Here is a 12,014-nt window from a genome sequence, read left to right as displayed (position 1 = left end):
GGGTGGTTAAAGAGCCGGATTCGCAAACACCTCCCCCATGCCGACGGCTTACGTGCCGCTATTGAAGTCGTGCTCAAGCAAGCCGCGTCCTAACCTAGATGACCACAGCTATATCTTGAATATCTTATAGATAAGGTGAGTAAACATATCCTGTCACTCACCAAGCAGTAGGTTGAAAGGTAGTGTCGTTGGCAATCAGAACCATATCGCCAGTTTGTTTAATCACAAACAAGCCTCGCTGGTAAGCATAACGATCTACCCCTTCATCCACCTCAATACCCGCTACGGCTCCGTAGATGCGGTAGTCGCTGTAATGGGGAAACGCCTGCCTAAAGCAATCCAGCCGGGCCAGAAAATCGTCTATATCCTGACGAGAGAGCCGCGACTTCACCTCAATGGCGACAGCCACATCCCCATCGACCGCAAAAATGTCGATCTCCATCTCTGCACCCGGTCGTCGCGATCGCATGCGACGAGACGTTTCTTGTACCTGAATACCCCGCTCTTGAAACAGGCGCACCACCGAAGGCTCAACCAGGTTCTCGACAAACTGCCCCCAGCGGGTCGTTAGCCCGGCGACCTCTCGACTAGTATTGGCCGCAATGCGCTTTAGCTCTTGCAGCTGACGCTCAGATTCAGCAAAGCGGCGATCGGCCTCTGCCTGGGAGGCTTGAAATAGGGCATAAATATCGTCAATGGTGACGGGTTCAGCCACAGTCTGACTCCTGCCTTTGGACGTTTCCTTCCATTATGCGTTATGGCCAAAAAGTGCTAAAAGCAGCCCTTCTCCCGCCTGGGAAAGGGCTGCTTTTGTGCTGCTCTCCTAAGCAGGTCGACCGGGATCGAGGTGATCTAGCGCTTTTAATACTGCACCCACGTCCATCGATAGGTATTCGCCGAGACGGAGGATGTCGTTGACTTGGGCGCGGCTATCCTGGCCGAGGGGCTTCCTAGACACCGCTGCCTGCTTGAGCAGGGCAAACACCTGGCGGTTGAGGTGCTGGTAGTACAGCTCCTGGGGGCGTTCTAACGAAAGGCCCAAGTTGAGCTGCTGGCCCAGGTTAACCAGTCGCCCCAGCCAATCCACATCGGCGGCGAGGGATTCTGTGGGTTCCTGGTTGAGAATTTGCCAGACCGATCGCCCGATCAGCCGCTCCAGCATGGGCTTGGCTGCCGCTAACGACAGCGAGGCATTGCAGGTGCTGGCTTCGGTGGCGATCGCCTCCAGCTCATTCAAATAGTCTTCCCCCTGGCGTAAGGGGCTGGCAGTGGGGTCACTGGTCTCGCGTTCGAGCGACTGGAGTACTTCCATCGCTCTATGGCTGAGGGCAATATCTGCCGCCACTTGCAGTTCTTTCGGTACAGGCAGGCCGTCGCGGTGGAAGGCGCGCAGCACCCCGTAGTTGTCGCGGTAGACCTGGGCGTAGAGCTGGTCGAGGCGCAGCAGGGTGTCTTGGGAAAGCAGGCCCATCATGCGGTGGCGCTCTTCGGCAAACAGGTCTTGCAGGCCGTAGGTGTGGGGGCCAAAGGCGCTATTGATGGCGAGAATCACCTGGGCGGCGCTGGCCTGGCTGAGGCTCTCAAACACGGCGGCTTTAGCCTGGGTGTAGTCGAGGCGCGATCGCACCCCCTTGATCCCGCAGTGGAAATCCCAGCCGCCCAGGTGGACTACGGCAAAGGCGAGGCTGAGGCTTTCGCGGGTGATGGTGGAGGTGATTTCGACCAGGCCCACCGCGAGGGAAATCGGCCCCAGGCGCTGGCGGCGGTAATCGTGCTGCTCGACGGTGTAGCAGTAGACGGTCTGTTCGCGGTGGTAGTCGGTAAACAGCGACCCCATAGCGTAGTGGGCCACCACCTGCTCTAGCGAAATGCGAGAGGGCTTTACCAGAGCCTCGTAGACGCCAGATCCGTGGACAAATTCGCTAATATTGCTGGGCGCGAGACCGAGGCGCTTCACAAATTCAGCTTCCAGGGCGATCCCCGCGACTTCGCCAGCTAGCTCCATGGCGCGGGCGGCGTAGCGCAGAATCTGAGTGCCCTCGGGGCGAGAGAGTTCTTCAAAGAACCAGCCGCAGCTGGTGTACATGAACAGGGCGTGGCGCTGCATTTCGAGCAGTTGCAGGGCGGTAACTCGCTCGATCGCCGAGAGTTTGTGGGTTTGGTGGGTGGCAAAGAACGCGTCAAGACTCTCGGGGCTGCGATCGCCCATCACTGCCACGTAGGCATTGCGCGCCGCCCAGGGATCGCGCAGCAGGTCAGACCCATGCGTTTCGTAGACGGCAACTAGCTGATCGCGCAGCCAGTCGAGGGTGTCGCGCAGGGGGCGTCGCCACTGCTGGTGCCATTCGCCGCCGCCGCCACAGCCGCAGTCATCCTGCCAGCGATCGACGCCATGGGAGCAGCTCCAGGCGGTGACGGGTTTGAGTTCGGCTTCCCAAGTGGGCGGGTGAGTAGCCAAGTAGTGGGCGTAGTTGGTTACCGTCCAGCCCTGGCGGGGAAACTCGTCGGTGAGGGCGTAGGCCAGGGCTTTTTCGGCCCCGCCCCGGTGGTGGCCAAAGGTCTCGCCATCGGTGGCAACTGAGATCAGCTGAAAGGGCCGGTGATCCCCGTGGATAGCCTGGCCAATGCGCCCGACAAAGTGCTGGGATGAACTCAGCACGTCGTTAAAGCCCATGTCACGGGAAATCGGACCATCGTAGAAGAAAATGTCGATGTAGCGGCTGGGGTCGGGGCTGCCGTCGGCATGTTTGAGAAAGCAGCGGTAGGGACGGCTGGGGTCGATCTGGCCACCGCCCACCTCTTGCCAGGTGTCGCGTTCGCCGTTGTAGCTGACCATCGGGCGGCAGCGCTGCACCTGCGACGGCGCCAGAATGGTGAACTTGATCCCCTCAGCGTGAAGTACGTCTAGCGTGGGGTAATCAATGGCGGTTTCCGCCAGCCAAATGCCCTCAGGGTTGCGGCCAAAGCGGCGGCGAAAGTCTTCGATGCCCCAGTGCACCTGGGTGACTTTGTCACGCGAGTTGGCCAGAGGCAAAATGATGTGGTTGTAGACCTGGGCGATCGCATTGCCGTGGCCGCTCAGCCGCGCACAGCTGTTGCGATCGGCGTCGATGATCCGCTGGTAGGTTTCCAGGTCGTGGCGCTCCATCCAGCTCAGCAGGGTGGGGCCAATGTTGAAGCTGATGTATTCAAAGGTGTTGACGATGCGCACCACCTCGCCGCGCTCGTTGAGAATGCGGGCATAGGCATTGGGCCGGTAGCACTCATTGTGAATGCGTTCATTCCAGTTGTGGAAGGGGGCGGCGCTGGGCTGCTTCTCGATCGCATCTAGGTAAGGGTTTTCGCGAGGCGGCTGATAAAAGTGGCCATGCACGCAAACAAAAACCCCCGTGCTAACAGCGGGGATCAGTCCGTCGTTGGGTCTTTCATAGGCCGTGGGGGTCGCAGAATGAGCCTGCAATGCCGAATGCTGGAGTGAGTCAGCCATAGGAGAAAAATGAGTGAGGAATTGGGCAAAGTGGCCAGCCTAACCATGAGCTGTGCCACTACCGGGGAACGGGTTGGAAAAAACTTTGGCAGCCGGGGATCAAAGTCCAGAGAACAATGCGGCGGCGGGAAAGGTAAAAGACCGTGAGTGCCGTTAGGGTCACTTGGGGATCAACTAGGGACCGAGCTGGTCACACCGGGCACTGGGAGCAACTGACGTCATTGGGTTGTTTTTTTACCCAATATAACTTTGCTGATTTTAACTCTCTTTATGAAAATCAGCCGCTTGCGCTTAACCTCCGTTGATGTTTTTCAACAGAGTCAACGACCTAAACTCACCGTCTAAACTACGACAATCGGGCGGTTTGCCCATCCACCGTGGGAGAGAAGAAGGGCTGTAAAACTAGATGAGGCTCCTACCCGCCCACGCCTCCCTGGGGTAGCACGACGGTGACTGTGGTGCCCGCCTGGGGCTGGCTGTCGAGGTGAATGTGCCCTCGATGGGTATCGACGATTACCTTGGCGATCGCCAGCCCTAGCCCCGTGCCCTGCTCCCCGCTGCGCAACCGCGAGGGATCGGCTCGGTAAAAGCGATCGAAGGCATGGGCGATGGCCTCGCTATCCATGCCAATGCCTGTGTCCTGCACAGTTACTTGAACCGCTGGCTGCCCCTGGTGCTTAGTAGGCTTGACTTTGACCGTCACGGTGCCGCCACTGGGGGTGTACTGCACCGCATTGCTGATCAAGTTGGTAAATAGCCGGGTGAGCTGGCTGGGATCGCCCAAAATCCTGGAATTAGCGGTCGGGGGAGTCGCTAACAGGGCCGAGGATTTAGACCTTAGTTTGCCAGGAATGTCTTCCGCCACATTCACCCGCAGCGCGATTTGGCGCTCGGTGGCCATCACCTGCTGTTCCTCCAGCACATCCTCCAGCAGCCCCTCCAGACTGACGGAAGCGGGGGCTAGGGCAATCAGCCCGCTCTCCTGACGGGCCAAAAACAGCAGGTCATCCACCAGCCGCCCCAGCCGTCGGGTAAGCCGCTCGATCACCTGAAACTGCCTCTGCTGAATCTCTACATCGGGGTTAGGGTCCGACAGCGCCACCTGGGCATTGGTCTGAATCACGGCGATCGGGTTGCGCAACTCATGGGAGGCGTCGGCGGTAAACTGCTTGAGCTGCTGGTACGAGTCGCGCACGGGGGCCATAGCGATCCCCGACAGCAGCCAGCCAATCGCCGCCACCGCCCCCACCATTAGGCTGGTGCCCAGAGCTAAATCCACAATTAAGCGCCGGCTGGGTTTCGTCACCTCAAACCAGGGGTGGCTAACTCTCAGGTAGCCCAACACCTGGCCATCAGCCTGCACCCGCTCCGTGATTTGGCGAAAAAAGGTCTCTTGACCCACCCGCACCGTTTCACCTGCTGGGTTCACGTGCAGGGGCACGGGCTGTAGATCGGTGAAGGTAGACCACAGCAGCTGCCCACTGGGGCCAAACCACTCCAGGTCAATGTGGTCGTCTTCGACGGTGCGGGCGTTGTCGCGAAAACTAGCCTCTACGTTGACGCGTAACGGTGGGTCGTTGGTGTCAACGGTGGCGAAGATGTGGTCAGGACCGACGTCGGGCTCAATGACGAGCGATCGCTCCACAATTTCCACCACATGATTGAGCGTGTCATCCACTCGCTCAACTAGAGTGGTGCGCACGTAGAGATAAAAGCCGCTGGCAAATAGCAGCAGCAGCACCGCCGTTACCGCCGTATACCAGAGCGCCAGTCGCCGCCGAGTTGCCTGAAACATAGACATCTAGGTCAATTTTTGAGTGACAAAATTCAGAATTGCTGTGGCTAACTCTATGGCCTGTTGGGCATCTTTTTCTTCGGATTTGAGGCTGTGAGGGATAGCGAAACACTGTGGCGTAGGGAGTTAAGATATCCGCTGCATCATCTTGGTTAGCCATTTCTCGACCTCTGCACGCTTATCCTCAGCCATAAAGAACTTTGCCCTGTCGAAGCGCTTGACAGACTACGGAACTCACTACGTTCTTTTTGCGTTCGACCTCTTCGCGGGTCATTACCAAAATATCCTTGGGAATACCTAACCCTTGCAGTGCTCTGTAGACAACGCGCGCCTGTCGGTAGCGGGGCTCGTCTGACTGCGAAACAATCATGAGTAGGTCAATATCGCTATCTTCGTTGGGCTCGCCATAGGCATAGGAGCTAAACAAAATGATCTGCTCTGGCTGAAGGGCAGACACCAAACGCTGGGTGATTTGATCGAGCAGATCGGTGGTGAGTGGTGGCATGGGTTGCCTAGCCCTAGCAAGGTAGGGGGCGATCGCTGGTTCTATCCTAATCTAGCTGCCTGCGGTGGCAAACCTCCTGCTCTACCATGGGTAAGAATATGGAGAATTCCCCGATAGAAGCCTGACATTGTACTGAGGAGAGGATACGTGCTCAACCTTCTAGCTGCCACAAAACCCTTAAAACGCCTGGGCTTTATGGCCCTCGTTGCCACGGTGACCCTTGGCTTTTGCCTCTGGCTGGGCGGGCTCGGTGGGCAGCCTTCAACCGCTTTGGCCCAAGCTGAGCCTGCCGTAGAGCGGGCGACCCCCACCAACGCTGTGGTTTACCACTTCACCATTGGCGATGCTAAGGCGACAGTGATCAGCGACGGCACGCTGACTTTTCCTGTGGGGTTCTTGGTGCCCAATGCCGATCCTACTGATGCCGCTGCCGCGCTGGCGGACAACTTTTTGCCGACCGACAATGTCTTAGCCCATCTCAACGTTCTGTATCTAGAAACCGATGAGCACCGGGTGCTGATCGACGCCGGGGCGGGCAACACTTTTGGCCCCACGGTTGGCTATCTAGTGAACAATTTGCAGGCGGCGGGCATTGCCCCCGATACCATTGACACCGTTATTTTGACCCACGCCCACCCCGACCACATCGGCGGCATTCTCGACGACAGCGGCAATCCGGTATTTGTCAACGCCAGCTACTACATCTCTGCAACCGAGTGGGACTTCTGGACGGCACCAACGGTGGAAATGCCCAACTCGCTGGCGGATGCAGACACCCAGGCGAGTACGGTGGCTGTAGCGAAGGAATGGTTAGGGGCGATCGCCAGCCGCACCACCCGCTTTGCCCTCGGCGACGAGATTATCCCCGGCATTGTCTCGGTGCCTTCGGTAGGCCATACCCCTGGGCAATCCTCTTACCTGATCACCTCTGGCGACGACAGCCTGCTGGCCACGGGGGACGTGTTCTTTAGCGACCCCCTCAACCTGGAGAACCCCGATTGGGAAGTGGCCTTTGACACCGATCCCCAGGCCGGAGTGGAAACTCGAAAAGAACTGCTGAAAACCGTTGTGGGCGATCGCCGCCTGCTGCTGGTGCCCCACATGCCCTTCCCCGGCCTCGGCCACGTGCGTGCCCAGGGCGATGCCTATGGTTGGGAGCCGATCGTCTGGGATTTTGGGTTTGAGTCGTAACTAGGTTTGGAACTCTAGCCTCAAGAAAAGTAGTGAGCGGAATCCAGATGCTAGCTCTGGATTCCGCTCGTTGTGATGGAATGTGTGGCGATGGGGCGCATGCTGCTCAAAGCGTCTAGCTAGAGGCTACCCTGACAGTGCAAGCCCCATGGGATCGTGCTGTGGTAGATAATCCCCAGACTCAGGTAAAAGCGGCTCGACCCCGGCGGCGAGGCAAAGGCAAACAGGATAAGGCGGAGCAAGCTCCTGTTCTCACTCGTAAAGAGGAGCGAGCTAAAAAGCGCAAGGCCCAAAAGGCGCGCAAAGAATTGATTCAATACCTAGCAGCAACGTTGTTTGTCGCCGGGCTGATCGGGGTACTGCTAGCGCTGTTGGGGGAGCCTAAGCTGGCGTTGGCAGCGGTGGTGGCGATCGCCTGTCTCGCCCTCTCCTTCAAATATCCTCGCCAGGCCATCTATGGGCTGATTATCTACGTGCCCTTTAGCGGCACCGTTACCTACGCGCTCGGGGGCAGCGGCATTTTGCAGCTGGCTAAAGATGCGATCTACATCCCAGCGCTCCTCGGCGTGATTCAGTTTTGTCGTCGTACTCGGCAGCCTCTGATTATTCCTCAACTGATCAAAGTGCCGCTGCTGGTGCTGCTGGGGTTGTGTAGCCTGACTATGTTGGTGGTCAACGGCGGGCAGCAGCTCGATGCGGCCGGGGGCGAGGTGCCAATTTTGATTGGGGTGCTGGGCTTAAAGGTGCTAATCGGCTACGTGCTGATTATTCCGTGTATCTATTATTTACTGCGCGATCGCGAAGACGTCTACTTTCTGCTGCGCCTGCAAGTGGTGCTGATTTTGGTCTGCTGCGGCCTAGGCTTTATTCAATACATGATGCTGCGACTGGGCATTTGCCAGGGCACCATCGGCGAGGGCGAAGACCTGTTTAAGGCATCGCTAGAGTCGCGCTGTTTTGTTGGTGGGTCGCTGCTGTACACTCCAGCCCAGGGGCAAATTCGGCTGCCCGGCACCTTTAACGCGCCCTGGCAGTGGGGCTGGTTTTTGATTTCGAGCGGCTTCTTTGCCTTTGGCACGGCGTTTAGCGATCGCAGCCCGCTTTGGCGCATCGTGGGTTTGGGGTCACTGGCAGCGGTGGGGGTGATGGCGGTGGTCTCGGGGCAACGCATCGCCCTAGCCCTGGTTCCTGTCACCATTGTGGGCCTGCTGGTGCTGACGGGTCAGGTGGCCAACCTGAAGCGCTTTCTCCCAATTGGTATTGGTCTGGCGCTGATCTTGAGCGTGTTTATGCTCCAAAATCCAGCGGTGGTCAACGAACGGTGGGCAAGTTTCGAAAGCCGCTGGAGCGCCTCGCCGCCCCACGAGTTTATTGTGCAGCAGTTTGAGTGGGCTCAAAAGCAGCAGGAGGGTATCTTGGGCCGGGGGGTGGGCCGCGCCACCAACGCTGCCCGCATTTTCGGCAAAACCGAGCTGGTCGAAACCTACCACCCCAAGCTGATGTATGAAATCGGTCCCCTGGGGTTGCTGGCCACCCTGGCGGTATACCTCACGCTCACCGTCGCCACATTCAAAGCCTATCGGTCGATCAAAGACCCTAACCTGCGGGGCTACGGCGCTTCTATGTGGGTGTTTGTGCTGTTTATCAGCATTTTTCCCTACTATTACCCGCTGGATGTGGATCCGGTGAACGTGTATTACTGGCTAGCAGCGGGTATTGTGCTCAAACTGCCCGAAATTGACCAAAAAGAGCGGTTGCAGCAGCGTTTAGAGGAAACCAGTCGCCGCCGCAAACTCACCAAACGCGAGCGCAAGCAGCTCCAACAGCAGGAGACGATCGTGTTTGAGTAAAGGCATCTGCTCCAGAGGGATGCGTTGCCTCTAGAACTGCCTGTTCGTGCAACTTAACGTGCTCCAGAGGGGCGAGCGTGGTAAAACTCAGGGAAAGCAGTGAGTCATAGTCGTCGCTACGAAGGTTAGGAGGTTTTCATCGGTAGCTCGTAGGCGATGGCTATCCGTCAGTCCGCTGCCCTAGTATTGACTACAGGCGATCAGTACTGGCCTAAGCGAACTAGCCAATGTTATTCATAGTACGCTTGAACCAAGCTAGACTATACTCTCCCCATCCACGGTTTCTACGGAGACGGCTCAATGGCACAGGCAAAACGTAACGGCGCGATCGCAGAGTCAGACAGCGCCACTGTAGATTTAGACGCGGCGGCTCCAGTCGATGACGATGGCGAAGACACCGTTGTTGAAGCGGTCGATCATGATCAAATCGACGACCTGTTCAAGGACCTCAAGACCTTACTGAGCACCGTCGAAAAGCTGCAAAAAGCCCGGCAGGATGTGGGCGATATCAAGCCTTTAATTGTGCGGCTGCTCGATGGCGAACTGGTATCGGGAGACGATTTAGAAGAATTGCGCGGCGGCATTAGCGGTCTCTCTAAATTGCTGAAGCTCTACAGCGACTACCAAGGAGCACTGGAGCGCGCCCAACCGGCCCGAGCGATTTTAGATCAGCTGCTCAAGTCGTAATTATCCACAGGGTGTCTTTGGCCGTTCTGTGGTCAGATGGCTAGCGATTCAAATGCCGCTTCACCGTCATGCACTCCCCACGCCATCGGACTTTTAAGGTTGGGACTAGCTATGCTGCCACAAGATTTTGGGCGTTTAGCTAAAACACCAGACGCTGAAGTCTTGATCGACAGCATCCTCGTTCAACGGTTGCTGCACGACCAGCACCCCGATTTGGCGCACCTAGACATTGTGCCAGTCGATGCGGGTTGGGATAATGCCATGTTTCGTCTGGGCGATTCCGGGACGGATACTGGTTTCGAGTCGGTTCCCGTTTCTAGGATGCCGCAGGCTTTACGCTGCGCGAATCGCTTGTCTGTGCGGCTTCCCCGCCGCCAGATCGCCGCTGCCCTAATCGAGCATGAGCAAACCTGGCTGCCGCGCCTTGCCGCCCAACTGCCGATCGCCGTTCCTGTTCCCTTTCGCGTGGGCGTTCCGGCCTGCGGCTATCCCTGGCGGTGGAGCATTTTGCCCTGGCTCAGCGGCAGCCCCGCCGATCTAGAACCGCCCCATCCAGAGCAGGCCAGCCGCTTTGGGGAATTTCTCCGAGCCTTGCATACTCCCGCGCCAGCCAATGCGCCTAGGAATCCCTTTCGTGGCGTGCCGCTGAAAGACCGGGCAGCAGCAATTTCAGAGCGCCTGGCGCGCCTAGAACCCAAAACCAATTTGATTACGCCCACCCTCAAAGCGCTGTGGCAGACAGCTCTGAGTGCGCCGATCGATACCCCACCTACTTGGCTCCACGGCGATCTCCACCCTCGCAACATCCTGGTTGAAGACGGCGTGCTGACCGGTATTATCGACTGGGGCGACATCACCTCGGGTGATATCGCTACTGATTTAGCAGCGGTGTGGATGCTGTTTGAGGATGGGACGGCTAGGCGAGGGGCGATCGCCGCCTATGGTCCTATTTCTGAGGCCACCATACAGCGAGCCCTGGGATGGGCCATTTTCTTTGGTGTGGTGCTGCTGGATACTGGCCTAATGGATCATCCCAGGCATGCTGCGATCGGTGAGAAAACGCTGCAACGAATTGCCGAAGTTGGAGACAACGGAATTTAGCTGAGCTTTGGCAGAAGCATTCCCGCTCAGAGGCATCACTACCGAGCGTTCCACGCTGCTGCCGCATCACTAACTGCCTGGTCTACTGGTTTTTGGCCCAGCATTGCCGCTTGCAGGTTGTCGTAGATGATCGCTTGCAGTTCCTTAACCCCATCCATAGCGGGGATTAGCACCTCAGCCTGGTTCATCTGCTCGGTGCTGACCGATCGCGCCTTTTCCACGCCCTTGGTGCCCTCGGCGGCAAAGTAGCCATCCTCAAGCGCCCCGGTGGTAGAAGGCAGGACGTTGGCGGCTTTGGCAAAGCTGAGCTGGTTGGCGTCGTTGGTGACATACAGCGCAAAATCGAGCGCCGCATCGGGCACATCGGTCCCGGCCGGAATCACCACATTCATCACGGCGACGTTGGTTTTGCCGGTGTCGCCGGTGATCTGGGGGCCGCTGCCGGTGACGGCAGCAATGTCAGGGGCGTTGGCCTCAATGGTGGGGAAAAACTCGGCCCCGGTAGACAGCAGCGCCACTTCCCCTGCCTGGAACAGCTCGATCGCCCGGCGATGGCCCTGGGTCAGCACCTCCTGGGGCAGCAGTTCTTGCTGGTAGAGGTCCGTCCAGTATTGGAAGACGGCGCGGCCTTCGGCGGTGTCAAAGGCGGCCTGGCCCTGGTCATCCACCAGCTCGACCCCCATCTGCACAAAAGATTGCAGCACGTCGGCAGAATCTTCGGGCACAAAGGTGGTGAAGTAGGCGTATTTGCCGGTTTTTTCTTTCACCTCACGGGCCACTTCGGCTAGCTCAGCATAGGTGGTGGGCGGGGCCACCCCGGCCTCATCCAAGAGCGCCTGGTTGTGCAAGGTGACGTTGGTGGTCAGATACCAGGGAATGCCAAAGCTCTGGCCATTGAGAGTGTTAGCTTCCCAAATGTTGGGCAGATAGACCTGCTTGGCCTCGGCAGACACTTTTTCATCCAACGGCAGCCAGGCATTGCGGCTGGCTAGCTGGGCCGCAAAGTCGGGGTTGAGGTTGACCACGTCGGGAGCGGTGCCAGCCGTGACGGCAGTGAGAATTTTGCTCTGCATGTCGGCCCAGGGCACATCCACCCAGCGCACGGTGATGTCGGGGTTTTGCGCTTCGTAGTCGGCAATCAGCCCGTTGAAGTAGTCGGTAAAGTCGGGCTGAAGCTGCATGGTCCAAAACTCGACTTCTTGACTGCCACCCTCGGCGGGGGCGGTAGCGCTGGGCTGTCCGCCACCGCAGGCTACTAGCCAGCTCATCATCAGACCCAGCAGGGCAAACAGACCAAAGCGGGCGTAGGGGCGGAGTCTCATGGCGAAAAAAGAAGAAGGAAGAACGAAGCGGAAAAAGGGCGCACCCAGTCACGGTTGTTCATTTTCGCTTAATTTG

Annotated in this window: 9 protein-coding genes; 4 read left to right on the top strand and 5 right to left on the bottom strand. The window is 58.1% G+C overall.

Annotated elements, in window-relative coordinates:
• Nucleotides 1-157 precede the first annotated feature (157 nt).
• The 4 genes from H6F75_RS22970 to H6F75_RS22955 form a co-directional block, all read right to left on the bottom strand.
• Complete coding sequence (locus H6F75_RS22970; RefSeq protein ID WP_190754858.1) at nucleotides 158-715, bottom strand: hypothetical protein; 558 nt, start codon at nucleotides 713-715, stop codon at nucleotides 158-160.
• 108 nt (nucleotides 716-823) lie between these two features.
• Nucleotides 824-3,487 carry a DUF3536 domain-containing protein gene (locus H6F75_RS22965; RefSeq protein ID WP_190754856.1) on the bottom strand — a complete coding sequence of 888 codons (2,664 nt, stop codon included), beginning with the start codon at nucleotides 3,485-3,487 and terminating at the stop codon, nucleotides 824-826.
• A 415-nt stretch (nucleotides 3,488-3,902) separates the two neighbouring features.
• Nucleotides 3,903-5,282: a HAMP domain-containing sensor histidine kinase gene (locus tag H6F75_RS22960; RefSeq protein WP_190754854.1), complete on the bottom strand. Its 1,380-nt coding sequence runs from the start codon at nucleotides 5,280-5,282 to the stop codon at nucleotides 3,903-3,905.
• A 184-nt stretch (nucleotides 5,283-5,466) separates the two neighbouring features.
• A complete protein-coding gene (locus H6F75_RS22955; protein WP_190754853.1) occupies nucleotides 5,467-5,787 on the bottom strand; it encodes a nucleotidyltransferase domain-containing protein in 321 nt (106 codons plus the stop codon).
• Between the two features lie 147 nt (nucleotides 5,788-5,934).
• Here H6F75_RS22955 and H6F75_RS22950 point away from each other — a divergent pair, with 147 nt between their 5' ends.
• The 4 genes from H6F75_RS22950 to H6F75_RS22935 all read left to right on the top strand — a co-directional run bounded on the left by H6F75_RS22950 (nucleotide 5,935) and on the right by H6F75_RS22935 (nucleotide 10,616).
• On the top strand, nucleotides 5,935-6,978 hold the full coding sequence (locus H6F75_RS22950) for an MBL fold metallo-hydrolase (protein ID WP_347710695.1): 1,044 nt from the start codon (nucleotides 5,935-5,937) through the stop codon (nucleotides 6,976-6,978).
• Nucleotides 6,979-7,139: 161 nt separating this feature from the next.
• The gene (gene hpsL, locus H6F75_RS22945) at nucleotides 7,140-8,828 is read left to right on the top strand and encodes a hormogonium polysaccharide biosynthesis protein HpsL (protein WP_190754851.1); all 1,689 of its coding nucleotides are present in this window, start codon (nucleotides 7,140-7,142) and stop codon (nucleotides 8,826-8,828) included.
• Nucleotides 8,829-9,128: 300 nt separating this feature from the next.
• Nucleotides 9,129-9,515, top strand: coding sequence for a hypothetical protein (locus tag H6F75_RS22940; RefSeq protein ID WP_190754849.1), 387 nt, complete (start codon nucleotides 9,129-9,131; stop codon nucleotides 9,513-9,515).
• A gap of 111 nt (nucleotides 9,516-9,626) precedes the next feature.
• On the top strand, nucleotides 9,627-10,616 hold the full coding sequence (locus H6F75_RS22935; RefSeq protein WP_190754847.1) for an aminoglycoside phosphotransferase family protein: 990 nt from the start codon (nucleotides 9,627-9,629) through the stop codon (nucleotides 10,614-10,616).
• Nucleotides 10,617-10,654: 38 nt separating this feature from the next.
• Here the strand turns inward: H6F75_RS22935 and H6F75_RS22930 are convergent, their stop codons facing one another.
• The gene (locus H6F75_RS22930; protein ID WP_190754840.1) at nucleotides 10,655-11,938 is read right to left on the bottom strand and encodes a sugar ABC transporter substrate-binding protein; all 1,284 of its coding nucleotides are present in this window, start codon (nucleotides 11,936-11,938) and stop codon (nucleotides 10,655-10,657) included.
• Nucleotides 11,939-12,014 lie beyond the last annotated feature (76 nt).

Origin of the sequence: Nodosilinea sp. FACHB-131, from assembly GCF_014695395.1 — a bacterium.
Taxonomy (GTDB): Bacteria; Cyanobacteriota; Cyanobacteriia; order Phormidesmidales; family Phormidesmidaceae; genus Nodosilinea.
This window is presented reverse-complemented; position numbering and strand designations above follow the sequence as displayed.

Bases quoted from the DNA above. Each gene is read 5' to 3' on its own strand.
- H6F75_RS22965 (WP_190754856.1), bottom strand. From the start codon at position 3,487: ATGGCTGACTCACTCCAGCATTCGGCATTGCAGGCTCATTCTGCGACC.
- H6F75_RS22960 (WP_190754854.1), bottom strand. From the start codon at position 5,282: ATGTTTCAGGCAACTCGGCGGCGACTGGCGCTCTGGTATACGGCGGTA.
- H6F75_RS22955 (WP_190754853.1), bottom strand. From the start codon at position 5,787: ATGCCACCACTCACCACCGATCTGCTCGATCAAATCACCCAGCGTTTG.
- H6F75_RS22940 (WP_190754849.1), top strand. From the start codon at position 9,129: ATGGCACAGGCAAAACGTAACGGCGCGATCGCAGAGTCAGACAGCGCC.
- H6F75_RS22935 (WP_190754847.1), top strand. From the start codon at position 9,627: ATGCTGCCACAAGATTTTGGGCGTTTAGCTAAAACACCAGACGCTGAA.
- H6F75_RS22930 (WP_190754840.1), bottom strand. From the start codon at position 11,938: ATGAGACTCCGCCCCTACGCCCGCTTTGGTCTGTTTGCCCTGCTGGGT.